Annotated in this window: 22 protein-coding genes, 2 pseudogenes and 2 riboswitches; of the genes and pseudogenes, 22 read left to right on the forward strand and 2 right to left on the reverse strand. The window is 35.9% G+C overall.

Translation table 11 applies throughout. The annotated features are described in order from the left end of the window. The first annotated feature begins 726 nt into the window (after positions 1 to 726). The 6 genes from GMB86_RS09280 to GMB86_RS09305 all read left to right on the forward strand — a co-directional run bounded on the left by GMB86_RS09280 (position 727) and on the right by GMB86_RS09305 (position 7,714). Positions 727 to 2,397, forward strand: a complete 1,671-nt coding sequence (locus GMB86_RS09280; RefSeq protein WP_196220179.1) for a sigma-54 interaction domain-containing protein — start codon at positions 727 to 729, stop codon at positions 2,395 to 2,397. 118 nt (positions 2,398 to 2,515) lie between these two features. Further along, complete coding sequence (gene speB, locus GMB86_RS09285) at positions 2,516 to 3,481, forward strand: agmatinase (protein WP_155218935.1); 966 nt, start codon at positions 2,516 to 2,518, stop codon at positions 3,479 to 3,481. 159 nt (positions 3,482 to 3,640) lie between these two features. Next, a complete protein-coding gene (locus GMB86_RS09290; RefSeq protein WP_155218937.1) occupies positions 3,641 to 4,381 on the forward strand; it encodes an SDR family NAD(P)-dependent oxidoreductase in 741 nt (246 codons plus the stop codon). Positions 4,382 to 4,403: 22 nt separating this feature from the next. Beyond that, positions 4,404 to 5,852: an APC family permease gene (locus GMB86_RS09295; protein ID WP_155218939.1), complete on the forward strand. Its 1,449-nt coding sequence runs from the start codon at positions 4,404 to 4,406 to the stop codon at positions 5,850 to 5,852. Between the two features lie 55 nt (positions 5,853 to 5,907). After that, positions 5,908 to 6,744: a polysaccharide deacetylase family protein gene (locus GMB86_RS09300; protein ID WP_155218941.1), complete on the forward strand. Its 837-nt coding sequence runs from the start codon at positions 5,908 to 5,910 to the stop codon at positions 6,742 to 6,744. Positions 6,745 to 6,790: 46 nt separating this feature from the next. Continuing rightward, positions 6,791 to 7,714 carry an NAD-dependent epimerase/dehydratase family protein gene (locus tag GMB86_RS09305; protein ID WP_155218943.1) on the forward strand — a complete coding sequence of 308 codons (924 nt, stop codon included), beginning with the start codon at positions 6,791 to 6,793 and terminating at the stop codon, positions 7,712 to 7,714. A gap of 980 nt (positions 7,715 to 8,694) precedes the next feature. Here the strand turns inward: GMB86_RS09305 and GMB86_RS09310 are convergent. Continuing rightward, a complete protein-coding gene (locus tag GMB86_RS09310) occupies positions 8,695 to 9,897 on the reverse strand; it encodes an MFS transporter (RefSeq protein WP_155218945.1) in 1,203 nt (400 codons plus the stop codon). 60 nt (positions 9,898 to 9,957) lie between these two features. Then, positions 9,958 to 10,485: a TetR/AcrR family transcriptional regulator gene (locus tag GMB86_RS09315; protein WP_155218998.1), complete on the reverse strand. Its 528-nt coding sequence runs from the start codon at positions 10,483 to 10,485 to the stop codon at positions 9,958 to 9,960. A gap of 225 nt (positions 10,486 to 10,710) precedes the next feature. Here GMB86_RS09315 and GMB86_RS09320 point away from each other — a divergent pair, with 225 nt between their 5' ends. The 16 genes and pseudogenes from GMB86_RS09320 to uca all read left to right on the forward strand — a co-directional run bounded on the left by GMB86_RS09320 (position 10,711) and on the right by uca (position 26,625). Continuing rightward, the gene (locus tag GMB86_RS09320; protein WP_155218947.1) at positions 10,711 to 10,905 is read left to right on the forward strand and encodes a hypothetical protein; all 195 of its coding nucleotides are present in this window, start codon (positions 10,711 to 10,713) and stop codon (positions 10,903 to 10,905) included. Continuing rightward, positions 10,865 to 11,096 (forward strand): annotated as a pseudogene (locus GMB86_RS16160) (transposase); the annotation flags it as partial. The gene GMB86_RS09320 and the pseudogene GMB86_RS16160, both read left to right, overlap by 41 nt. Before the next feature lie 231 nt (positions 11,097 to 11,327). Then, positions 11,328 to 11,984: a helix-turn-helix transcriptional regulator gene (locus GMB86_RS09330; RefSeq protein WP_329602845.1), complete on the forward strand. Its 657-nt coding sequence runs from the start codon at positions 11,328 to 11,330 to the stop codon at positions 11,982 to 11,984. Positions 11,985 to 12,014: 30 nt separating this feature from the next. Next, complete coding sequence (locus GMB86_RS09335) at positions 12,015 to 12,992, forward strand: agmatinase family protein (protein WP_155218951.1); 978 nt, start codon at positions 12,015 to 12,017, stop codon at positions 12,990 to 12,992. Positions 12,993 to 13,138: 146 nt separating this feature from the next. Continuing rightward, on the forward strand, positions 13,139 to 13,990 hold the full coding sequence (locus GMB86_RS09340; protein WP_155218953.1) for a substrate-binding periplasmic protein: 852 nt from the start codon (positions 13,139 to 13,141) through the stop codon (positions 13,988 to 13,990). Between the two features lie 24 nt (positions 13,991 to 14,014). After that, positions 14,015 to 14,722: an amino acid ABC transporter permease gene (locus GMB86_RS09345; RefSeq protein WP_155218955.1), complete on the forward strand. Its 708-nt coding sequence runs from the start codon at positions 14,015 to 14,017 to the stop codon at positions 14,720 to 14,722. Positions 14,723 to 14,726: 4 nt separating this feature from the next. Beyond that, positions 14,727 to 15,488, forward strand: a complete 762-nt coding sequence (locus GMB86_RS09350; RefSeq protein ID WP_155219000.1) for an amino acid ABC transporter ATP-binding protein — start codon at positions 14,727 to 14,729, stop codon at positions 15,486 to 15,488. A gap of 77 nt (positions 15,489 to 15,565) precedes the next feature. Further along, positions 15,566 to 16,291 carry an L-2-amino-thiazoline-4-carboxylic acid hydrolase gene (locus GMB86_RS09355; RefSeq protein ID WP_230459067.1) on the forward strand — a complete coding sequence of 242 codons (726 nt, stop codon included), beginning with the start codon at positions 15,566 to 15,568 and terminating at the stop codon, positions 16,289 to 16,291. A gap of 503 nt (positions 16,292 to 16,794) precedes the next feature. Next, positions 16,795 to 17,187, forward strand: coding sequence for a magnesium chelatase domain-containing protein (locus tag GMB86_RS09360; protein WP_329602846.1), 393 nt, complete (start codon positions 16,795 to 16,797; stop codon positions 17,185 to 17,187). 158 nt (positions 17,188 to 17,345) lie between these two features. Further along, positions 17,346 to 17,623 (forward strand): annotated as a pseudogene (locus tag GMB86_RS16165) (transposase); the annotation flags it as partial. Between the two features lie 272 nt (positions 17,624 to 17,895). Beyond that, positions 17,896 to 17,999, forward strand: a riboswitch (guanidine-I (ykkC/yxkD leader). Between the two features lie 537 nt (positions 18,000 to 18,536). After that, positions 18,537 to 19,451 (forward strand): group II intron reverse transcriptase/maturase, encoded by a 915-nt coding sequence (gene ltrA / locus GMB86_RS09365; protein ID WP_329602847.1) that lies wholly within the window; start codon positions 18,537 to 18,539, stop codon positions 19,449 to 19,451. A gap of 5 nt (positions 19,452 to 19,456) precedes the next feature. Continuing rightward, entirely contained in the window at positions 19,457 to 19,828 is a 372-nt protein-coding gene (locus GMB86_RS16090; protein ID WP_329602848.1) for a group II intron maturase-specific domain-containing protein, read from the forward strand. Between the two features lie 103 nt (positions 19,829 to 19,931). Beyond that, complete coding sequence (locus tag GMB86_RS09375) at positions 19,932 to 21,299, forward strand: APC family permease (RefSeq protein WP_155218961.1); 1,368 nt, start codon at positions 19,932 to 19,934, stop codon at positions 21,297 to 21,299. 127 nt (positions 21,300 to 21,426) lie between these two features. Next, positions 21,427 to 21,527: riboswitch (guanidine-I (ykkC/yxkD leader) on the forward strand. A gap of 50 nt (positions 21,528 to 21,577) precedes the next feature. Continuing rightward, complete coding sequence (locus GMB86_RS09380; protein ID WP_155218963.1) at positions 21,578 to 22,315, forward strand: urea amidolyase associated protein UAAP1; 738 nt, start codon at positions 21,578 to 21,580, stop codon at positions 22,313 to 22,315. A 14-nt stretch (positions 22,316 to 22,329) separates the two neighbouring features. Continuing rightward, positions 22,330 to 22,977 (forward strand): urea amidolyase associated protein UAAP2, encoded by a 648-nt coding sequence (locus GMB86_RS09385; protein WP_155218965.1) that lies wholly within the window; start codon positions 22,330 to 22,332, stop codon positions 22,975 to 22,977. 39 nt (positions 22,978 to 23,016) lie between these two features. Further along, positions 23,017 to 26,625, forward strand: a complete 3,609-nt coding sequence (gene uca / locus GMB86_RS09390; RefSeq protein ID WP_155218967.1) for an urea carboxylase — start codon at positions 23,017 to 23,019, stop codon at positions 26,623 to 26,625. Positions 26,626 to 26,636: the final 11 nt, after the last annotated feature.

A 26,636-nucleotide genomic window follows, 5' to 3' on the forward strand; every position in this document is an offset into this window, starting at 1 on the left:
GCAGGATATTGCCAATCATCCCACTTTTCAAATAATAGTTGTTTTCATGTAATGTTGAATGATCTTTTTTAGGGAAAGAATCTACCACTTTATCGCTTTTCTTATCAACAGCTACAAAATCAATGTGAATACCTTTTATTTTTTACTTGAACTTAGTTCTTTTTTGGTCCAAATGTCTCCTACCTTCTTTTGAACACTTGGATCTTTTTACATTTAGTAGGACCCATGGGATTCGACTTTCATCAACACCATTTGAGCAATAATCAGTTTAATGAATCAAATGATTTTGCCTGTGGATCACTATTATCAAACCTTAATTTTCCTGTTTCGTAAGCATCAAAAGGTAGAACTTTTTTGTTTCATTTGTCATCGCCCTAACAGCCTGTCGGGAACTAGGTTCCTTTAAATATCTTAATATATAAAAAAACTGTATAGAGATTATTTACTCAAGATTAGGTACCATAGTTATCACAGACTTTTGCTCCAATAGATTATAACACCTCGTAAAGAATTTGAATGTTAGTTAAAACAGAATGTATTATTAGATTATTAAAATAATTTGTAAGAATATCTAACATTAAACTTGATCTTTAAAAATTGTGAAGTATAATTTGTCTACATTAATTCAATTACGCATTTTTTAATGCACCAACGCATTATTTTATAAAAATCCCGTAAAAATTAATCTTCAATAATTTACTACATTTTGTAATGGGAGGGGAATTAATGATAGGTGGATTAAGTCTTTCAAATGAGTTGTTATGGAAAACAATTGATAATATACCGAATCCAGTTATTGTAACATCGTTTAAAGGAGAGATTGTTGTTGCTAATCAAGAAGCAACTCCTTTAGTAATAAATAATAATATAAATGATTTCGGGAAATATTTAGTCGAAGAATGCTTAGAAAAAGATTTGATATTATTTGGTGAGAAATCTTATCGTAGTAAAAGTAAGGAAATTAATCAAGAATATATTGTTTGGTACTTAATAGATTTTACGGATTATATAACAATTCAAAAAAATAATGAAGAGCTATTAGAAGTATTTCAATCATCTAATGATGAAATATTTGTCACAGACGGTGAAGGAACGGTTTTAAAAGTAAATAAAGAAGGTGAGAAGCACTATAATTTGTCTGCTGATGAGATGATAGGGAAAAAAGCGGAAGATTTAAGTTTAGCCGGTTATTTTACACCTGCGCTTACACCAGATATCATTCAAAAAAGAGAAAAAATGTCTATTTTACAAACAACAATGGATGGAAGAAGTCTATATGTTACAGGAAATCCTGTTTTTGATAAAGACGGTGAATTGACTCGTATTATATATAATTGTCGTGACCTTACAGAATTAAAAGCTTTAGAAAAACGATTGGAAGATACAGAATTTCTTCTTACTAATTATAGAGTTGAACTTATGAAATTAGGAAAAAAAGAGGCATTTATACCGCTAACTTCACAATCTACCTTGATAAAAAAACTTGGAGAAGTGATAGGTAGAGTAGCCACTTTAGATTCAGCTGCATTAATATTGGGTGAAAAAGGCGTAGGTAAAAGTAACATTGCCAGAATTCTTCATGATTGGAGTCCACGTAAAGATGGACCATATATTAGAATGAAATGTAAAAAGATACCCGAAAATGTAGTAGAAAATGAACTATTCGGATATAAGAAAAAAAGTTCTATTAAAACAGGGGAAACCCAAGAAAAAGGGTTAGTTGAAATAGCTGATGGAGGGACACTGTTTATTGACGGGATAGATAATCTTAATTTAAGTATTCAAAAAAAAATCCTGCGCTTATTAGAAACAAAACAGTTTAATAGAGTCGGTGATAGTACGCTAAGAAGTTCTAATATTCGTCTTATTGCCTCCAGTAATCAAGATCTAAAATTACTTGTTGATTCAGGATATTTTCTAGAAGAACTATACTATCATCTTAGTGTTCTTCCGATTCAAGTACCGCCATTACGACAACGGTTAGAGGAGATCCCATACATTATTGACTACTTCATTGGTCAATATAATGAAAAATATGGATTAAACAAAGAGATCGATATTAAAGTTCGTGAAAGATTCTTATCTCATCGTTGGCTTGGTAACATAGATGAATTAAAAGATATTATAGAAGGTTTAGTGTTAACTTCAAAAAATCAAGTTATACGTGAATCCGATCTTCCAGACTACATTAAGCCTTACGAAAAACCACAGCTTGCGATTAGTGTGCATCGTATTATTCCTTTAAAACAGGCAGTGGAAGTAGTTGAGTTAGAATTATTAAAAAAAGCATATAAAGAATGTGGATCAACTTATAAAATGGCTTCTATCTTAGAAGTCAATCAATCTACTATTGTTAGAAAGATGAATAAAATAAAGAAAAGTTTTCAGGAGAAATAACAAAAGTTATTGAATATTGACCAATCTAAATAAAGAGTCTAATTTGAGGAGGCGATGTAACACAAACACACTTAAAAATATCTAAATATTGATAATATAAAAAATAGGAGGATTAATAATGGGAAATAAAAATGAAACAAAATTTGAATTGCCTAATGCAGTTGAGATGCCAAGGTATAGTGGTATTCGTAGTTTTATGAGGTTGCCGTATGAGCAGGAGATTAGCGGAAAGGATTTTGTTATTTTAGGTGCTCCATTTGACACAGCAACAACTTACCGGTCAGGCACGAGATTTGGTCCAGAGGCAATTCGACGTAGTTCAGTTCTGTTAAGAGCAGCAAATGTTTATCATAATATACGACCTTCAGACTATCTAAATGGAGTAGATGGTGGAGATGTGATGACTATTCCAGGCAATACAGAAAGAAGCCATAAAAAAATAACTGATCATGTCAAAGCATGGGTTGAAAAAGGTGTTGTACCTATTATACTAGGTGGGGATCACTCTATTTCTTTACCCGATTTACGAGGTGTTGCAAGTATACACGGACCACTTTCATTAATTCATTTTGATGCTCATGGAGATACATGGGATGAATATTGGGGTGAAAAATATACACATGGTTCACCATTTAGACGTGCTATGGAAGAAGGATTAATAGATCCTTCAAGATCTATTCAAATTGGTATGCGAGGAACCGTCTATGACCCCAATGATATTAATGAAGCTCGCGATCTAGGTTTTCAAGTCATTACATCAGATGAAATAAGAGAAATTGGTTTAAATAAAACTATGGATTTGGTCAAGGAAAGGGTAGGACAGAATAAAGTATTCTTAACCTTTGATATTGACTTTTTAGATCCAGCATTTGCCCCAGGAACAGGGACTCCAGAAATAGCGGGATTTTCTAGTACAGAAGCTCAGTCAATGCTTAGAAGGCTGGCAGGTATAAATTTCGTTGGTTTTGATATTGTTGAAGTACTCCCAGCGTTAGATCCTACTGAAATAACCGCATTGACTGCTGCCACTGTAGTATTTGAATTCTTGAGTTTATTAGCTATTGCAAAAAAAGAATCGATTTAGGGAAGTAAGTAAAAGCTTAAACTTAAATTAATTCTATGTTTGAATATATGATATTGGAGATAGAAATTAACTATGGTTATACAAGAGCTTCCTAAAATGAACAAATAATGTGAGTTATTGAATTATAACTTTGTTCGGCTAATGAGGATGGTAATTAAAATGAAACGATTTGAAAATAAGACCGTTTTAATAACTGGTGCAGGAAGTGGAATAGGAAAAGAAACGGCACTGTCATTTGCAAAAGAAGGTGCCTATATTCTATTAAATGATTTGGAAAGTAATCCAAGAATACATCAAGTAGCAAAGTTACTTGCGGAAAGAGGTGTTAGTTATGAACTGAAATTGGGTGATATTTCGAATGCTGATAAGGTTAAAATGATGTTTAGTAATATAGAAAGATTAGATATTCTCGTTAATAATGCTGGTTATCTTAGTGAAACGAAGATAATTGATATGACTAATATGGAATGGGATAGAATGATTAAAGTTCATTTGTATGGAACATTTTATTGTACAAGAGAAGCAACTAAACTAATGCTTAAAGAGAAAACGGGTAGAATCATTAATGTTTCCTCAGATCTTGGACAGATAGGTTGTGAGAATCTGGTGCATTATTCTGCAGCTAAGGGAGGTATCATAAGTTTTACAAAAGCGTTAGCTCGAGAATTGGCTTCTAATGGAATTAACGTTAATTCAGTTGCTCCTGGTGGAACATTAACTCCTATGGTTGAGAAAATGGGAGATAATTACATTCATAATGAAGGGAAAAAGTATCCACTGCTTAGACTTGGAACCCCAAGTGAGATTGCTAATGTGATTTTATTTCTTGCTTCTAATGATTCAAGTTTTATGACGGGACAGATAATAGGTGTTAATGGTGGAGGCGTAATGAATGGGTAATAAATAAAAGGGGGGAAGTTGAATGGGATTTTATAAATTTATTGGATATGATAAAGATGGTGAAATTAGTACACTTTCTACAACCTTAAATAAAGAAAAATTAAATACATTTGAAGTTGTTTTAGCAGCTTTAGGATTCAACGCACCTGCTTGGGTTGCAGCATCCTCGATGTCTATTTTGTACTTGATTTCTGGACAGGCTGCTCCTTTAACTATATTAATAGCTTATTTTTTTCCAATGTTAACATTAGCTTTATGTATGGTTTATTTAATAAGGCACGCTCCTTCGGCCGGTGGTATTTTTACCTTTGCTCAAAAATTTATCCATCCGCATGCATCTACTATCCTTGGATGGTCCTACGTTGTAGCTTGTTCTACGGTTACTGCAATGACAACGGTTATTGGTTCATCTTATATTCAAACCCTGATTCCTAGCTTAAAAGGTGAGTGGGAAGCCAAAATAATTGGAACAATTTTACTTCTTTTTTTTCTTGTAATTTGTCTTAGAGGCATTGAGTTGACTGCAAAGGTTGCAGGAGTTTTTCTTATTTTCGAAATAACAGTAGTAGCTGGGTTAGGAATTTGTGGTATTGTTTCGCCTCATGTTGAAAACCAGTCATTTTTTGCATTGTATTCTCCATCTTCTGTTGGGGGGTGGTCAATAATTGGGCCAGGAGTTTTATTTGGTGTTTGGATGTTAGCAAACTTTGATTCTGCTATAAACCTTATTGAAGAAGCTAAAGTTCCTGTAAGAACAATTCAACGTTCACTTGTTCTTGTGTTATCCATTGCGTTTGTCGTATATAGCCTTGCAGCTATCGGTTGGCAATATGCAGTTCCTGTCAAAAAACTTGCGGCAATCGTTGAAAATGGAAATGGGGGACCAATTGCTGCAGTTGCACAGCAATATTTGCCTTCAAGTTTAAGTTGGATAGCAATCTTTGTTGTCATAACTTCTGCTACGGCAGGCTTGCAAATTTCAATGACTTCAGGATCTAGAGCAGCATATAGGATGAGTGTAGAAGGTCATCTACCAATGTTTTTAAGTAAAGTAAATAAACATAAAGTACCATGGATTATTAATTGTGGTATAACTATTTTCTCTATTATTGCCATATGGATAAAACCGATATCGAAGTTACAATGGTATTATGATGTTGTAACAGCTACTCTAGTGTTATCTTATGTATCAGTATTAATGGCTTTTATTTTATTAATCTTTAAAAGAAAAACTAAATTATTAGCAGTATGCACATCCATTCTTCCTTTACTAGCCATAGCTGTTCTTTCTTATATATTCTATACAGCTGGTGCAAAACCTGCCGTTCCAAGTGATTTATATCATGCATGGTATTTAGGAGGAATAGTCGTTGTGAGTGGTATCGGTTTAATTATTTACGAGATAAAAAGTAAGAAAATTAGAAATAATAATAATGATGAAAATTTAGAAGAAAAGAAAAACATATTATAAAAAAATTTCGGAATGGAGAAGTTTTTATAAGAATAAACAATAAGGGTGAAAGTTAATGAAAAATATTAAATGGCCAAATAAAGCTAAAATGGCATTAACATTAAGTTTTGATGTTGATGCTGAATCTGGCTGGATTTTAAATGAGGAAAATAAACAAAGGTTATCTTTATTGTCTGCTAGTGCCTATGGAAGAAGAGTTGGTATTGATAGGATATTAAGATTACTTAAAAAATTTGACTTAAAAGCACAGTTTTTTATTCCAGGATATACGGCTGAAATTGATGAGAATATAGTTCGAAAAATAGATGAAAATGGTCATTCTATTGGGTGTCACGGTTATTATCATGAACGAACAGAAACCCTTTCCTATGAGAAAGAAGATAGTATTTTCCAGAAGTCAAAAGCTATATTAAGTAAGATTACTGGAAAAAATCCAGTGGGTTATAGAGCTCCCCTTTGGGAAATAACTCCTCAAACATTAGAACTTCTTAAAAAGAACAAGTTCTTGTTTGATAGTAGTTTGATGGGAGACGATGTACCTTATGTCGTTCCAGTAAATGGATATAAATTACTAGAATTGCCGGTTGCTTGGTTACTAGATGATTGGGAGCAATTCCATTATTCTGCTGTTCCACAAAATGGCACGGTAATTGAAGAGCCCGATAAAGTATTAAGGTTATGGAAAAAAGAATTTAGCGCTCTTTATGAAGATGGTGGCTACTTTTTGCTTACTATGCATCCTGAAGTTATTGGAAGAGCTTCACGTATTAAAATGTTAGAAGAATTACTTTCATTTATCAAATCTCATGAAGGAGTATGGTTCTGTACACCAGAAGATATTTATAGGGCTTGGCAAGATAATAGATTAGAACTTAATGAGTATCCATATTGAAAATCAGCTCACTTAATATATAGGGGTTAGAAAGAGGTGTCACCAATTGAATACTTTAGTAACAGGTGGATTGGGATTTCTAGGATCAACAATTTCGAAATTACTTTCTGAAAAAGGAGAGACAGTCATTTGTTATGATCAAAGATCATCTAACGGTGAAAATAAACAATCAATTTATAATGTACAGGGCGATTTAAGAGATTTACCTTTTATATTAGAGACGATTAAAAATTATAATGTGGATAAAATTATTCATACAGCAGCAATTTCTCATCCTTATTTTTCTAGAAAAATTCCATATCAAACTGTAATGATTAATGCTGTAGGAACTACTAATATATTTGAATCAGCTAGATTAACAGGAATTAAGCGTATTGTTAATCTTAGTTCAGAATGTGTCTACGGAAATAACCGTGAATTAGGAATAATTACCGAAGAAGCACCACTTAATCCAACAACACCATATGGAGTTACAAAAGTATTTACTGAAAAAATGGGACAAGTATATAATAACTTATATGGCATGGAAATTATATCATTAAGACCGGGTTGGATCTATGGTCCTGGTCAATTTATGCAATGTTATATGAAAACATTGTTACGTAATGCTATTGATGGATTGCCAACATACGAAAAAAACGGGAAAGATTATTTATTTCAGTATGTCCATGTAAAAGATGTTGCAAATGCGTGTATTATAGCAGCAGATGTAAATATACCTTCTCTACAACATAATGTATTTAATATAACTGGTGGTAATCAAATAAGTTACGGTAATTTGGTAGAAAGAATAAAGAAAATATTTCCCCTTGCTCAAATAGAAATCGGGGGTGGCACAATTGATGTATTAGACCAGAACGCTGAATTTGAAATTAGAAGAGCTAGAGAGGAATTAGGCTTTGTTCCCCAAATTTCATTGGATGAAGGAATAAATGAATATGCTAAATGGCTAGAAAAACATGAGTACTAATGAAAATTAAACCCGTTATTTAAATATTTGTAATTAGGTATTGAAGAGGTTGTTAAAGATATCGGGAGAATTTGAGGTAATAAATTAGTTGTTCCTCTGTTCCGAGGTGCCTACCACGACCCGAGTTAGGTTAGAAATCCCAGTGTAAGATGTATTATGAAATCTACAATACCTACGAAAAGATCGAGTAGGTAATTATAAATGTCAATTATATTCAAAAAAGTACAGAATTCTCCTAAATAAAGAAGTTTTCCGTGCTTTTATGGTTTAGTTAGTGTGGCGATATTGTTTTTACCACTTCATTTTTTAGTATTGTCTGTGGTGATTACAACATTTACGAAGGAGCCGTTTTGTTTTTTTTTAGATGTTGGATAAAGGAACTAGTGCTTATATGATAGATGATAGAGGGAATAGGGAACTTCTCTATGGTGATGTACTTCCTTCTTTTTATTGGACATATGTTTTCAAGATGGAATGATGGTGGGCATTATCGCAAAGTACAGTGACAGGTACCGCAAAAGGACATTATCTGCTTAATAGTCTATGCCATATAGACACTATGAAAGTCATAGTATTACTCCGATCTACCTAGATACTTGCTATTTCTGTTTGAAAGCTCGGAATTTAGACACTAAAGTAAATGTTTTGCGTAAAGAAAACAAGATTAAATTATGAACTGCACCCTAAACGTTAGACACCAACTAACAATGTGAGGTGCAGCTTTTTTATGCGGAAAAAATGTTTTTAGAAGGGGTGGATGGTAACAAAACCCCGTAATATCAATTGGTGTGTCACACATAATGGTACCGGGTGCCGCCACTTGTACCAGAAAAAATACTTATGAGGATTTTAACAACGAAAAGACAGAATTGTCCTTTACTATGATGAAAATCAAGTGTTTGTTTTATTTGTATGATCCAATAAGCTCATAATTGTGAATGGAGATGATCTCCCATCCCCCTTCCATGAATAAACTCTTTTTAAGCAGATCCTTTGTTTTCCTGCTTTAATTGTCTTCCTTCTTTTCCATTCACAAGATGGGCTAATAAAGCGAGTAACGGAAAGGCGATGCCGATGGATAACGCTGTTGCCGCATTAAATTGAAAGTAACTATAGCTTCCAATAAATGAACCAAGCGCTCCTCCAAAAAAGAACATGGTCATATATAAACCATTTAAGCGATTTCGGTGTGACGCACTTAAACTATAGATAACTTTTTGGCCAGCAATTAAATTTCCTGAGACACCGATATCTAATATGATGCCTGATATGATTAATATAACAATGGTGAGTAGAGAATGACTTTTAACGAAAAATAAGATGCCGACTGAAAGTATGACGCATATCATGGATACATTTGTTAATGAGTAAATGTATCCTTTATCCGCTAATTTACCGAAAGTAGAGGTCAATAAGGCTCCCGCTATTGAAACAAAACCAAATAATGCAATTTCTGTATTTGTAAAATCTAATGAACGTAAAAGAATTGGAACGACGGTCCAATAAAGGCTGAAGGTTGCAAACAAGCAAGCATGATAAAAACCTCTTTGTTTTAAAGGTGATGTGTTTTTAAGAATTTCAACCATTGAAACGATTAACTTGGAATAGGTTAAGTTCTCAGATTCAACATCAAAGTTTGGTAGAAACTTAGTCACCAACAGTAATATTATAAGTAAAAGGATTGTTGAAAAGAGAAATACCGTTCGCCATCCAAACCAATTGGTTATTTCGATGGATAGTGGTCGTGCAATCATGATGCCAATCAGCAAACCGCTCATCACTTTTCCAACATAGTTACCAATTTCTTGTCTTGGTGCTATTCTGGCTGCGATCGGAACTAATATTTGAGCGGCACAAGCGCTAATGCCAATTAATCCTGTCAAAAACAAGAAAAGCATTTCATTTGTTGCGATCGCTGCAAATGCCGAAGCAATGATCGTAATACCTAATAAAGTAACAATTATTTTTTTGCTTTTAATGAGATCTGCCATTGGTACTAAAAAGAACAACCCTAAACCATAGCCAACTTGAGTCAATGTCGTGAGCAGACCGGATAAATGAGAAGACATATGTAGATCTTTTGAAATGAACTCAATGATAGGCTGTGTGTAATATAGATTAGCAACAAGAGAACCACAGCTTATAGCCAATAAAAAGATAAGAAAATTTGTTTTTCGATGCATCATATCATTCCTTTAATTTTATTTTGGTACGACCGTTCCAAAAAAGTTAAAATAAAAAATTTATAGTGATGCAATGGTCTTATCAACTAACTTAAATGCTAAAAGTTTGTCTTTTTTAAATTTTGACATTAGGTTGATACTATGATTGAGACTTAATAACGAGTAAGCAATCAATTGAATATCTTCCTCTTGAGAAATTTCATGTTTCTTTTGTCCTTTTTGAATGACTTGTTTAAACATGCTCTCCAATTCATTAAAATCATTAATTATGGTCCTTTCAATGGAAGGGTCGATGTGACCAATCAATAATGATGAATTCGTAATCATGCAACTATAGGGTGTTCTATCGGAATACACTTCTTCAATATGTCTATAAAAATACAATATGAGTGATTCTTTTGCACTATCCTTTGAAAATAATAATTTTTTCTTTTCCAACCCGCGATTCTTATAATTTTCTAATACAAGTGCAAATAATTGATCCTTATCTCCAAAACTATCATAAAGTGTTGATCGGCTGATCTCCATTGTTTGTATAAGGTCAGAAATGTGTGTTGCCTCATATCCTTTATCCCAAAATAGGTACATAGATTTGTCAAAAGCTTTCGTTTTATTAAAATCTGGTTTTATTTCCAAAAACATCACCTTTGATTGGATAACCACAGTATAAATATTTTGGTACGAAAACTCCAAAAAGGTGCTTAGTGTGGTAAATAGATCAAAATAAAAAGAAAGATCACCGTTTTCATAGTAAATGGAAGGACCTATCACAGAACTTCCAATTACCTAACCCCACCATAAGGGATGAAAACGGTGGTCTATGGAGCAGCTTTCATCCATCGTTTTGAAGAGTCCAATTCCTACAAACAAATTCAATTATTAGAAAAGAAAACCAAAGATATATTTGTTCAGACTGATGGAGCTTTCATACTAAGTGTTTCTAGAATAGGTGTTGTGACGGGTTCAAGTCAACGAAGTCAAGATGATGCTCAGTCTTCTTGTTTATAACTTAACCAAACAGCTGTGAACATTGACTTTCCCAAAGGGACAAAAGACGATGCAACTTGAAACCATCCGCACCCGGATTATTAAAGCGGCGAGTAAAATTATTATCAAGTTTTAACTATCAGAAATTCTTTTGGAAGACAATAGCTACAGCTGGAATAACGCATTCTTTTAACCATATTCAGTTTGAATAGAATCATGTTTTTTGATTTGTTTTAAAAAAATCTAATATATTTTAAAACAATATAAAAAAGCGGGAAATTTTTTTAAAAAAATATAAATAATTATAAAAAATTAAAAATAATATGTTAGCATTTCTTACATTAGCCTTGTATTTTTTAATTTTTTAAAATAAAATATAAATTATTAAAAGTTTTATAAATGTTTCATCCGTTTTAAATATTTAAAAATAGGAGGAGTTGACAGTGACTAATAAAGAACAAATACTCCATCACTATAAGTCAACTGCAGATATGATTGTTGAAACGTTTGGTGAGAATTGTGAAGTTGTTATTCATGACCTAACCAATCTAAATGAATCTCTCATTTACATAAAAGGAAATGTGACGGAGAGACAATTGGGGGCACCAGCCACGGATCTAATATTAAAAGAGCTTTATAGATTTCAAAATGATGTGAAAGATAAATTTGGATTCATGGCGAGGACAAGCTCTGGAAAGATTATTAAAACATCTATGACATTTATTAGAGACAATGATGAAAATGTTATAGGGTGTTTAGGAATTAATTTTGATATAACGGATTTGATTATGGCAACAAGGGGTCTTCAATCGATATGCAAAACAAGCGGGATTGAGACGATTGATCAGCAATTTACTGAAGAATACTATCCAAAATCTATCGAAGATGTATTTCAACATGTTATAGACCAAACAGTACAACAATTTAATGTGTTTGGAAGTAGTATGAGTCGTGAAGACAAACTGCGGTTTGTAAGAATGCTTGATGAAAAAGGAATCTTTATGATTCAAGGAGCCATTGAAAAAGCAAGTGAAATATTACATGTATCCAAACAGTCTGTTTATAACTATTTAGATGAAATTCGTAGTATAAAGTCTTAAATATATAAAAAATTGATGGGGTGAAAGAAAATGAATGAAATGATTTATGGTAATACACCATGTTTTTTAGGAGCTAAAAATGTATCTAACGGAAAAGGTATTGATCAATCCGATGTTGTTGTTTACGGTGTGCCTTGGGAAGGTGCAGTAACTTGGGGAGATTATACGGGATGTGAGCAAGGTCCAAAGGTGATAAGGCTTTGTTCAGCACGTTATAGTGGTTATTTACCAGAGCTTGACGATATAGATGTATTTGAACATTTAACGTTAGCAGATATAGGTGATATCGATGTTATACCTGCTGATGTTCCAAAAACAATTGAAAGGATTGATGATTTTTCAAAGAAAGTTTGGGATTCAGGGAAATTTCCAATTGCTTTAGGTGGAGATCACGGCATAACTTACCCTATAGTTAAAGGTTTAACTCGATCACTCGAAGGTAAAAAAATTGGCATTATTCACTTAGATACGCACTACGATAATATGCCATCTCATAACGGTGATGAATTTGCTCGTTGTTCACCCTTTGCTCGTATTTATGAATTAGACGGCGTCCGAAATGAAAATATTATCCATACTGGGATTCATGGGCCAAGAAATAAACCGGAAAGTGGTCGCTTTGCGAAGGCAGCTGGTGCAAAAACAATAACGAACCGAGATATACGTAGGGCAAACGATCTAGTTCAGTTAGCTGATGACATTTATAAGCAAGCAAGTGAAGGGGTAGATGCGGTATATTTAAGCATTTGCAGTGATGTTCTCGATTACGCTTTTAATCCAGGTGGACCTGTAGATGGGAATGGATTGACTTCTTATGAGTTATTAACACTTGTATATGAGTTCTGTAAAAAGGGTATCATCGGTATGGATTTTGTAGAAGTTTATCCTCAACAAGATCCTAATAAATTTTCAGCACACTTAGTTTCAACTGTAGCTTTGTATGCGATGGCAGGCGTCATACTTAATAAACAAAACCAAGTTGAACAAAATGCAGTTCATGCTAAATAATAATAGATTGACTTTCTTACAGAATACAATGAATTACAACAAAAGAGTTGTCAGATAATGATAACTCTCTCTATACATTATAAAGTTTGAAAATTCAAAAATATGTTAATTCTTACCGGAATTATTGATATAGTGGAGGTTTTCTGATGAAAAAAATATTTATGTCTGTTTTAGTTTTAACACTTTTACTTATTGTCTTAGTTGGTTGTGGTTCGAAAGGATCAGATAGTTCAAGTAGCTCAAAATCGGATAGCACATTAGAAAATGCTAAGAAAAAAGGTGTTCTTGTGATTGGTTCATCTAATGATGCTCCATTCGCTTTTATTGATCAAAAAACAAAGAAGTTTTCAGGAATTGATGCTGAGATTATAAAAGAAGCTGCCCGTCGATTAGGCATACCAAAAGTAGAAATGAAAGAAATAAAATTCGAAAATTTATTGCTGGAACTGAATCAAAAGAATATTGATATGGTAACAGACGGCATGTATGTCACACCTGAACGTGAAAAAATAGCTAAGTTTACAAATACTTGGTACAAAGAAGGTGAAGCGCTTGTTGTTGGAAAGAATTCAACGATCAAAGGCATTGCTGATTTAAAAGATAAAATAGTGGGTGCACAAAAAGGATCAGTATTCTTAAATTTGGCCAATAAATTGCAAAAAGAAGGAAAAATTAAACGAGTTGTAGTTTTTGGCTCGCAATCTGAGCTCTTCTTAGCAGTTAAAACAAACAAGATTCAGGCAAGTATTGTTGATGGATTCGTAGCAGCTTACAGTCTTCAAAATGATAATTCTTTAAACTTAAAACTCGTATCACCATATAAACCACAAAATACGGGGATTATTGCTGCAGCCGTTCGAAAAAATGATACAGAACTCTATAATGCGATAAACAAACAAATTGATGAATTAAAAGAAAATGGTTTTATCCTAAAAGTCTTTAAAAAATATGGTGTGACAAAGGATTACTTTGTTCCAGTTTCTGAAGAAAAACATTAATTTTTATAATAAAGAGGTGTATATATGGATGTACTCAATAATTTAGATTTTGCGACGGCTTTCCGTGCGCTTCTCCCTGATCTTCTGGGAGGGCTATGGATATCAGTAGAAGCTACGGTTGCCGGATTTATACTTGCCGTTGTCATTGGAGTACTGATTGCTTTAGGACGACTATCTAAGTCAAAACTACTAAATGGAATTCTGGTAGTATTTTTGGAAATCGTTCGAGGAACCCCTTTACTTGTCCAGCTTGTTTATATGTATTATGTTGTACCTTTATTGATTATGCTTGTTGTACAATTTTGGCAACCAAGTTTTCAGTTTACCTTCAGTCCTTTTCTCGCAGGAATGCTTGGATTAGGAATAAATTACGGCTGCTATCTATCGGAGGTCGTTCGCTCAGCTATTTTATCAATTGATAAAGGACAAACCGAAGCGGCATTAGCTTTAGGATATACAAATCGGCAGTCCATGTGGTCTATTGTCATGCCACAAGCAATACGGAATTCTGTACCTGTGTTCGGTAATTACCTTGTTATGATGATTAAGGACACGTCCCTCCTTGCTTTTATCACTGTTAGTGAGTTATTACTGCGTACACAAACTTATGCATCGCAAACATTTTTGACGATTGAATCTTATACAATATTGGCACTTGCTTATTTAGTTATTAGTCTACCATTAGCACAGATTATGCGCTTATTAGAAAAGAGGTTGTTAAAACATGGTTAACGCGATGATAGAAGTGAAGCAGTTGCATAAATCATTTGGTTCAAATGAAATTTTAAAAGGAATTGATTTTGAGGTCAAAAAAGGTGAAAAAATAGTCATAATTGGACCATCAGGATCAGGGAAGTCAACACTATTAAGATGTTTAAATTATTTAGAGAGACCGACTTCCGGAAGTGTGAAAGTTGAAGGTCAATATTTTGTAGAACCTCAAAATAAATTTAGTGAAAAGCATGTTGCCTCTCTAAGAACTGAAATTGGCATGGTTTTTCAACGGTTTAATCTTTTTCCAACCATGACAGCTCTTGAAAATGTCATAGCTGCACAAGTGAAAATACGAAAAAGATCAAAGGAAGAGGCCCGAAAAACGGCTGAGCACTATTTAAATAAAGTCGGACTAGCTGAAAGAATGGATCATTATCCGAGCCAACTTTCTGGTGGGCAGCAACAACGTGTCGCTATTGCAAGGGCACTCGCTATGGAGCCAAAGGTCATGCTTTTTGATGAAGCGACTTCGGCACTTGATCCTGAATTAGTAGGAGAGGTTCTAAAAGTAATACGTGAATTGGCTGATGAAGGAATGACGATGGTCCTTGTCACGCATGAAATGAAGTTTGCAGAAGAAGTGGGAGATCGTATTATTTTTATGGATAATGGTTTTATCGTTGAAGAAGGGCATCCGAAGGAATTCTTTCGTAATCCTAAGAATGAGCGGACAAAAGCTTTTATTAGTCAGGTGGAGCATCCAGAGAATATGGTAGCGCATTAATCTAGAGTACCTGATTTTGTATGATTGGAAAAGAAACGCCAATATGTGTCTTAATCTTTAGATAAAGGATGGATTAAATGAGTGATGAAGCAATAAAACCCATTTTAATTAATGAAATTTTGGTTCGTCTCTTTAACCATGTTTACAGAGTAATAGATCAAAATGCAGGTGAAAAAGGTATCGAATGTGTTAAAAGAGGTATTGCATTAATTGGAGACAATAGAGTCTCGCAAATAAGAAATGCAATACGTGATATAGAAAATTCAGATCTATTGATGGGAATCATTGAAGAGCAATATGCTTTTACACAAGAAAAAATAGATACAAAAAAACAATTAACGATATACGGTTTAATGGCTGTGTTATTTGAATATATTTCTAAAGAAGTAGTTGACACCTTTGGTGAAAAAGGTGAAGATCTTATGAGAGAAGGCGTGACACATTTTGGATTGGAACGTGGACAAGATATTGCAAGAAGGGCAGAATTAAGGGGTCAAGTGAATAATACGCAAAATTATCTTCATAATTACGATATGGGTAGAAGCGACCTTTTTGAATATGATACGATTTATAGAGAGAATGAAATAGAGCAGACCTTTCATCGTTGTCCTTTTGGAGAACAATGGAAAAATGATGACATGGGAGAGTATGGCATATTATATTGCCAAGTTATAGATCCATCTATTGCAAAAGGGTATCATTCCTCTTTTCAAGTTATCCACGATCAATATATTATTAATGAAGGAATTTGTCATTTTAAATTCCAACTTTTAGATAACCCACAAACTGAAAACAAACATTAAGTGAACCAATTGAAATTCAGTGGATTGTTCCTTATACTCCAAAAAAATTCAAACTCCAGTCATACATCAAATCTATCTAATTCCTGATTTAAGCTTGAATTTTTTGTTTGAAGGTTTAAATGTAGGTGACAGGTAACGCAAATGACTTTAACGCCATAATAATTCACCTCATATAGACACTTTCAAAAACTAGTTTTTTTCTAATCTACTTGGCTAATTACTACTTCTATCTTTAAGCCAAGAATCTAGAGGCAACCTTTATGCTCGGCACATACAATGAAAAACTAGCCCAAGTTCACACCTAGGCTAGTTTTTTTGCCTTATCTTCATTTTTACCTTTTTTTCTGCTTTGTAGGAAACACCAAGTTATTGACAAGAGGATAGCTACCCTTTAATATAATCCGAACGTATATTCTCGCATTTATAAGAGGCTTATCATGTGGCAACTATTGTTCAGGGCATAGGTTTAAAAGGGCTAGAATAAGGTCAAGGTCGAGGTACAAGTGATGCCGGGTAAAGAAAGTGTCTGTATTGTATGTTTGCCAGATGCGCGTGTGAAAGAGTCGAAGGAAAGAGTGGTTGGTGCACTCTATTCGCTAGAATGTGAGTTTCCAGATAAGAAAGAGATGAATCTTTCCCCCGCGGAACATAGGAGAAATAGCCAGGTGTTTGATTTGACTATAGCCGTTGGGATGGTGAAAGATGTTAATCATTTTCAAGATAAAATACCTGATGATGCTGCGTTCTTAGGTGCTTGTCACACGATGGAACCATTAAACCGATGGAAGGGACTTCCCGTCATTTTTGCCGCAAAGAAAAAACGACTCTATCTCCCTATTATTCCAGACTTGCCTTTGACAGGGTGGGCATTAATCTCTATTTTGTCCATTGATTAGAGGAGCTGCTGTAAACACTTTTTGGACAACTAACTCTCCATACCTCTACAAACACCTCAGGGGGGGCAACTTTAAAGTTAACGATTAAAGAGGGAATAAAACGAATGACAAACAAATAACAAGGTAGGTAAAGTATGGGTAGAAAAAAGCGCATTTAGCTGCCAAACTATTTTTACCATGTTGTCTGCCGTGGAAATCGTAAGGATCCTCTATTCAATAACGCTTCCGATTTTCTGACCTTCATGAATATTCTTATGAAAGTTTATGAAAAACCTTTTTTTGATTTGATCTCCTACTGCTTGATGACAAATCACTTTTACTTGCAATTAAGATCTCTAGAATACCTATTTCAAAAATCATGTCCCTCATTAATAAGTGCAATGTAAATTATTACAATACATGTTACCACCTAACAGGCCATGCATTCCAATATCGTGTCAGGCACCGCAAAAAGACACTTTGTTCAATAAGTACACCTTGCACAGACATTGGTATGGTAATTAGTCTTTTGTTAAGCTTAAGTTTTGATATCCTTCTTAATTCTCCTTACACCTAATCGTTTACCAAAAAATAGTTGTTAAAATGTGATAATTCAAAAAATATGTTAGAAAACCTTACAAACTTGTTGCCGAGTCTTTTGTATTCACACTATACTTAGTTACAAGAAGAAGGACAACAACATATAGGTTTTCACAATTTGTTGAAAACAACAATGCTGTCTAGGGTTCCGTTTAATAGCTTATATTAAAGCCAGGTCCGAGAGAGAGCGTACGGAAATTTCGTATACACGGAAGGACAAAAGCCTGGGAGAATGTAAACCATTCTCCCGGGCTTTTTTTAGTGCGCCCGGCATGGGCGATAACTTGGTGGTGAAAGTCCACTACAGGCTTGGCAGTAGGAACTGTTAGCCAATGGCAAGGGTGTCCTCCGTGAGAAGGAATCTGAAGGAAGCCGGAGGCAAATTCTCGAACTGACGAACAGAAACTATATACAAGGCTGAATTGGGACGGACGAGTCTGCTAAACATGATAAAGTCCAATACTGCCCGAATCCCATACAGTAAATATAGCAGTTACATGAGAAGAAGGTTATCGCTCTTACCCGGGGAGGTCTCATGGACGAGCAATTTACGCTTGGTTGAAACAAGATTTATCGTGAGAAGTCAGCAGAAGTCATAGTAGTTTCCGCTGGAAATGAAGGACTGAACAATCTTAAATCTTGGAAAACAAGGAGGTGTAGGCATCACCGCCTAAGCGCAGAAAACATCGCGGTACATACCAAAAGATGACTACCTATGAAGAAATAGGTTGGAAACCGAAAGGTACATAGGAGTGCGTAGGGATGCCAACATGGATATGAAAGAACAAGATGGTATCAATCAAATCAATAAAGTTATCGCAAACGAGAATCTTTGGAAAGCATATGAAAAAGTGAAAAGTAACAAAGGAGCTCCCGGAGTTGATGGGATTACTGTATACCAATTGAAAACACATATGGAGAAATTATTCCAACCACTTAAACAGAAACTTTTGGACGGGACTTATCAGCCTCAACCTGTTAAAAGAGTTGCCATTCCAAAACCAGACGGTTCCAAAAGATATCTAGGAATACCATGCGTGTTGGATAGAGTAGTACAACAAGCTATCCTCCAAGTAATTGAACCAATCATAGACCAACACTTTTCTGAAAATAGCTTTGGTTTCCGTAAAGGGAAAAATGCCCATCAAGCAATTAAACTTGCAGAGCAGTATTATCAAGAAGGATACCGGGTAGTGGTGGACTGTGACTTGAAAAGTTATTTTGATACAATCCACCACCAAAGAGTTAGAGCATATTTGGAAGAGTTTATCTCGGATAAAATTGTCCTTAAACTTATCTGGAAATTTCTTCGTTCAGGCATTCTTGACAAAGATATTTATATTGAAACCACAGAGGGAGCACCGCAAGGTGGTCCATTATCCCCCATTTTAGCAAATGTCTATTTGAACAAATTGGACAGAGAGCTAGAAAAGAGAGGACATCGTTTTATTAGATATGCGGATGATTTCGTCATCTATGTCAAAAGCAAACGTGCGGGAGAAAGGGTAATGGATAGCATCACAAGCTACATCGAGAATGACCTCGGGTTAATTATTAACCAAAGGAAAAGTAAAGTCTGTGGGGCAACCTCTGCTACATTCCTTGGATTCAATTTACAAAACCTCATGGGAAAGTCGGATGCCGACCTAGTAAGTCGGCAAAACAACGCTTTAAGGATAAATTGAGAAAGTTGACCAGTAGGAAGCAACCTGGAACTTTTGAAGAAATTATCAAGAAAATAAACCAAGTAACCACTGGATGGGTTAACTACTATGGAATATCACGAATGAAAAGGTTCATTACAGACACCCAGGGATGGTTAAATCGCCGACTTAGACAGCTTATCTGGAAGAGATGGAAAAAGCCAAAGACCAAATATAGGATGCTTCGCAAATATGGAATCAACCATGATGAAGCCATGAAATTAGCAAATTCCCGGAAGGGATATTGGCGGATATCTAAAAGTGAAATCCTACATCAAGCGATAACAATAGGAAAACTCATAAAGTGGGGATTGAAAAACATCTCCCAACTTTATGAGTTAAGATACTTAAAAGATTGAACCGCCGTATACGGAACCGTACGTATGGTGGTGTGAGAGGTCGGGGATTAAACTCCCCTCCTACTCAATTTTTCAAAAAAACAGGGAGAAAGAAGGTCTAAAAATGAATCAACAAACAAAATTAGTAAAGTCCTTGAAAGTTCATCACCTCGTTTTTTTCGGCTTAGCATGGATGACACCGATGATTTATTTTACTGTATTTGGTGTTGCATACGAAGCGGCAGATGGCATGATGGTAGCTGCTTATTTGGTCGCATTTCTAGCAATATTCTTTACAGCATATAGCTATAGCAGGATGGTAAAGGCTTATCCAATCTCTGGTTCTGCTTACACGTATACAAAAAAGTCAATTCATCCGCTATTTGGTTTTTTTGTTGGATGGGCGCTTTTGCTTGATTATATTTTTTCTCCCATTATTGCGATTTTAACGTTTGGTATTTTTATGAATACTGAATTCCCTTCTATACCCATTTACATGTGGATTATCGTAATGAATGTTGTTTTAGCGATTGTGAACATTGTTGGAACTAAATCAGTCGCTAGAGTCAGTTTTATCTCCGTTATGATTCAAATCTTGTTTATTGCTCTTTTCTGCTTATTTATTGTAAAAAATATGGTGGTCGGCCAAACAGGTCTTTCTCACTTTTTTGCTCTTGGCAATCTCATTCATCATGATGCACCTATCACAACGATCTTCTCTGGGGCAGCTATTATTTGTTTTTGCTTTTTAGGATTTGATGCTGTCACAACCATGGCGGAAGAAACCATCCACCCTGAAAAAACAATTCCAAAAGCCATCTTTTTAATTGTTATGATTGCTGCAGCCATGTATATTGCTACCTCGTATTTTACTCAAATCGCCTATCCAAACTTTTCATTCACCAACCCAGATAATGCGGCATATCATTTGGTTCAGCTAGTTGGCGGTTCTCTATTAAATACCATTTTCATGACTGTATTAGTCATTGCTACGTTTACGCAAGGCGTGTCCTCCGTTACGAGTATCACTCGGTTCTTATATGCCTTAGGGAAGGAATCTATTCTTCCTAAAAATGGATTTGCGTCCATCCATCCCAAGTTTAATACACCTGTATTTAATATTATATTGGTTACCATTCTATCATTTTTAGGGGTCTTTATTGATTTAAATACGGCAGTGACCTTTGTTAGTTTTGGCTCATTAACGGCTTTTATGTTTGTAAATTTATCTGTTATTGGTCACTTCTATATTAAAATGAAGCAAAGATCAGCGGTTCAAACTTGTCTATATTTTATTGCTCCACTGATTGGTGCAGGATTCATTGGCTGGTTACTGACTCTATTAAATAAAGTCACGCTTGGGATAGGTGTCAGCTGGCTTGCTTGTGGATTTATCTATCTATTTATAAAAACGAAATGGTCTAAAAGACAGATCGACTCAACTAAAGACGAAACGGAATTAGATTTACTACCTAAAGAAAAGATTCAATAATTAGATTAATCTAAAAAAACTATGTCAGGAAACCTGACACAACAGTTGCGTTTCTACTTTTGTTCGCACTATACTAGGTATAAGATATCGGACAACATCATAAAGGTTTTCACATTTTGTTGAAAACAACTAAGCTGTCTAGGGTTCCGTTTAACCATCGTTAAAGTCTGGTCCAAGAGAGAGCGTACGGAATATCCGTATACACGGAAGGATAAAAGCCTGGGAGAGAATTCTCCTAGTCTTTTATCCTTTTTTATTTTATAAAGGAGGCAAACAAAATGAAACAGGTTTGGAGTAAAACAATTCCAGCAGGTGGAAAATGGTCTGGTCGCATCGGTCGGGGAAAACTGGTCACTTTTACAGCACTTGAAGAGGGAGCAAACGTCTCTCTATTACTTTATAATGCTCAAGATTTAACAGAAAGATATAACATGCCAGATACTTTAAAAGCACAACACACAGCTCATCTCACTAAAGGAAATATATTAATGAGCGACAATGGTCGAGCTTTCGCTAGTATTGTAGATGACACACTAGGTTGGCATGATACCATTTCCAGTTATACAACACGAAAGTTGACAGATGAAAAATACGGGAAGTCTTCATACCAAGAAAGTCGAAATGAGTGGTTACGTAGTGGTGAAGAAAACTTTGCTATGGAGTTATTACGCAATGGGTTAACTAAGCGTGACTTGGTACCTAATGTTAATTTGTTTTCAAGAGTTTTTTGCGACGAGGAAGGGAACATGCACTTTGATCCTACCCATTGTAAAAAAGGTGCTACTGTGACATTAAGAACCGAAATGGATTTATTATTCATTCTATCTAATACACCTAACACGCTTGATCCTAAAACAACGTATCCGTCAGTCCCTATTCAAATAGACGTTCAGGAAGCAGAACCGGTTCGTGCAGATGATGATTGTTTAAATTATCGTCCTGAAAATAAACGAGCTTTTGAGAATACATGGGAGTATGATGCATTACTTGGTCAAAAATTAGTTACAACAATTTAAAGGAGGAAATTAAGATGGCTGTATTTAACCGAGTAGAAAGCGAAAAAAAAGTAGAGGATGCAATCTATGATAAAACGTTACTTGCAGGAGATGGCTGGATGCATATACTTGAGCCAGGTCAAGTATTTCGGATTGTAGATCTAGAAGGCAACCAAGCAGCAGATACGTTATTTTTTGATGCTGATAATCTAGAAGATCATTACAGCGCTGTAGCCACTATCACGAATCAAAGCAACATTTATTTATCTACGGGGACCGTACTTCTTACGGAATCTGGAAAAGAACTTGTCAAAATTACGGCAGATACATGTGGACGACATGACACTTTAGGCGGAGCGTGTTCTGCACAAAGTAATACGGTTCGCTACGCTCATGAGAAACTCCATATGCATAACTGTCGTGATACGTTTATGAATCAACTTTCAAACTATGATCCTCGTTATACAAAAAGAGATTTAGCACCTAACGTCAATTTCTTCATGAATGTTCCTGTGACACCAGACGGTGATTTAACATTTGAAGATGGTGTCTCTGCTCCAGGTTATTATGTTGAGATGCAGGCTATTAATCGAACGTTAGTGTTAATTAGTAATTGCCCACAGTTAAATAACCCTTGTAATGATTACAACCCAACGCCTATCCGTTTATTGATTTGGGACTAGAAGAGCAATTATTTACTATCTAATGAGGAGAGATACATCATGTTTACAAAAGTATTAATTGCCAACCGTGGTGCCATTGCCGTTCGAATTGAGCGAACTTTAAAAAAAATGGGTGTCCAATCCGTCGCTGTTTATACAAAAGCCGATCAAGATAGTTTACATGTTGATGGTGCAGACGAAGCCGTATTGATTGGTGATGGACCTGCGAAAGAAAGCTATTTAAATGCGGATATCATTTTAGATGTCGCAAAACGTACGGGTGCTGAGGCCATTCATCCTGGGTATGGATTTTTAAGTGAAAATGCTGATTTTGCTCGTCGCTGTAAAGAAAATGGCATTACATTTATTGGCCCTACCCCTGAACAAATGGAAGTCTTCGGTTTGAAACATGCAGCACGTGAAATGGCTGAAAATGCACAAGTCCCATTATTACCTGGTACCCCTCTCATTGTTAGCCTTGAGGAGGCCGTAGTCGAAGCGGCTAAAATTGGCTTTCCAGTCATCTTAAAGAGTACAGCCGGCGGCGGTGGAATTGGCATGCGTGTTTGTGAAAATGAAGCATCTCTGCGAACGGCATTTGATTCAGTTTGCCATTTAGCCGAAACAAATTTTAAAAATGCAGGGGTATTTTTAGAAAAGTATATTAAAAAAGCAAGACACGTTGAAGTACAAATCTTTGGTAATCGATTTGGAGAAGTCATTGCCCTTGGTGAACGTGATTGCTCGATTCAACGTAGGAATCAAAAAGTCGTAGAAGAGAGTCCAGCGCCTAATTTTCCTCAACATGTTCGTGAAAGGATGCTTACAGCAGCTACACGCTTAGCGAAAGAAGTTGGATATCGAAGTGCAGGAACAGTTGAATTTTTATATGATCCAGCATCAGAGGAATTCTATTTTTTAGAAGTTAATACACGACTTCAAGTAGAACATGGTGTAACAGAAGAGGTCTATCACGTTGATCTTGTTGAGTGGATGGTCCGAGAAGCAGCAGATGAACTGACTCATCTTACTTTAACTAAACCAAAAGGACATAGTATCCAAGCACGTATTTATGCAGAAGATTGCTTAAATCAATTTCGCCCAAGTACCGGCCAGTTGGATCAGGTTCAATTTTCGTCTGAAGCTCGGATTGAAACCTGGGTAAGAGATGGTATGACGATCTCGTCACTCTATGACCCTATGCTTGCAAAAGTCATTGTTCATGATGATACACGAGAAGGGGCAATAGCTAAGTTAATCTCCGCTCTTGAACAGACCAGATTATACGGAATTACAACAAATCTCCAATACTTACAAGCCTTATTGCAAGAAGACTCATGTAAAAATGGAGATGTCTATACGCAGCTTCTTACGGATTTTACACCAAGTGAACAGGCACTCGAAGTGCTAGATGGTGGTATTCAAACAACGGTGCAGGATTATCCTGGCCGGATCGGGCATTGGGATGTTGGGGTTCCACCTTGTGGTCCAATGGATCCTTTGGCGTTTCGCATTGGAAATAAACTACTAGGTAATGATGACGATGCTCCTGGACTGGAAATGACATTGCGAGGTGGTACGTTCAAGTTTCGAGATACACTCTCCTTTTGTTTAACAGGAGCGGATATGAAAGCGACTCTCGATGGCAAGGCGGTTGACATGTACAAAACCATTGTCGCAAAAAGAGGGCAAATACTAGAGTGCGGAGAAGCCTCAAGAGGCATGAGAACCTACTTACTGATTGGTGGCGGCTTTGATATGCCAAAGACACTCGGAAGCGCCTCGACCTTTACACTTGGTGGATTTGGAGGACATGGGGGTCGTGCACTTCGAACGGGAGATGTCTTACGTGTTCATGGGTCGCATCCTATTAAAAACACACTTCCGCAATCTTATCGACCAGCTGTTTCTCATGAATGGACTATTGGTGTGATACCCGGCCCACATTGTACGGAAGAATTTCTACAGCCGGACTATTTAAACCAATTAGTCGAAACAAAATGGGAAGTTCACTTTAACAGTTCACGAACTGGCGTAAGATTGATCGGACCAGCTCCAAACTGGACACGCGATGATGGGGGCGAAGCGGGTTTGCATCCATCTAATATTCATGACAATGCCTATGCGGTTGGTACATTAGATTTGACAGGTGACATGCCCATCCTTCTCGGTCCAGATGGTCCTAGTTTAGGTGGATTTGTCTGTCCAGTTACAACAGCTTCTGCAGAGTTCTGGAAAATCGGACAATTGCATCCAGGAGATACCATTCATTTTCAATTAATCACATTAGAACAAGCAGAACAATTAAGAGAGAATCAAGAAAACTTTTTAAATAGGATAGGAACGGATCAGGCTTTACTTACACCGGAGCTTCAAATAGAAACAACGCTCTTATCAAACCAATATCCTTTATTCGTCAATAGTAGTAAAAATCGTCGTTTTCCTCTGACCATTCGCTGTGCTGGGGATGAGAATGTCCTCGTTGAATACGGAGACATGCAATTAGATTTACTGCTTCGTTTTCAAGTTCAGGCTCTAATGGAAGCTATTCAGAAGCGAGAAGATCTACCGATTCTTGATTTAACACCAGGAATTCGCTCTCTTCAAATTCATATAGATTCTAAAAAGATGTCCATTCTTGATCTATGTCAGCACATATCCGACATTGATTACTCTCTTCCACCGCTTGAAGAAATGGAAGTACCTTCACGGATTGTCAGATTGCCATTATCTTGGGATGATCCAGCAACACAATTAGCCATTGAACGATACCAAAAAAACGTTCGTCCGGATGCTCCATGGTGTCCAAGCAATTTAGAGTTCATCCGCCGCGTGAACGGTCTTAATGATATCGAAGACGTCAAACGGATCGTTTTCGAGGCAAACTATTTAGTTATGGGGCTTGGGGATGTCTATTTAGGTGCACCAGTTGCCACACCATTAGACCCTCGTCATCGTTTGGTTACAACGAAATATAACCCCGCACGAACGTGGACACCTGAAAATGCTGTAGGCATTGGCGGAGCGTATATGTGTGTATATGGCATGGAAGGACCAGGTGGATATCAATTTGTCGGTCGTACGATACAAATGTGGAACCGATTACGTGCAACCGAAAGTTTTAAATCAGGTAAGCCATGGCTTCTTCGTTTCTTTGACCAAATTCAATTCTATCCTGTAGAGGCAGACGAATTATTAACACTTCGTGAAGATTTCTTGAGAGGTCGATTTGAGGCGGATATTACAGAAACGACGTTCAAATTGGGAGAATACCTAGACTTTCTCTCCTCAATCGAAGAGAGTACGGCGGTATTTCGTGAATGCCAACAAAAAGCTTTTAAGGAAGAACGCGAAAATTGGAAGTCTCTTGGTCTATCAGAATATGTCTCTGAGCATGAAGTGAGCGAAGTGATGGAGGAAGCATTAGCTGAAGGTGAGGAAGCCATTCGTTGTACGATACCAGGTAGTATTTGGAAGGTGCTTGTTCAAGAAGGGCAAGAGGTAAAAAAAGGCGATACCATTATCGTAGAAGAAAGCATGAAAATGGAATTCTCACTTCAAGCGCCATTCGATGGCTACATTGCTTCGATTCACGTAAAGCCGGGGGATGAAGTGCATGCCTCTCAATTACTCGCGGCTATCACTAAAGAAGCTGTCATAACAAATTAAGGAGTCGGTTT

It is taken from the genome of Terrilactibacillus tamarindi, assembly GCF_009718825.1.
Taxonomy (GTDB): domain Bacteria; phylum Bacillota; class Bacilli; order Bacillales; family Sporolactobacillaceae; genus Terrilactibacillus; species Terrilactibacillus tamarindi.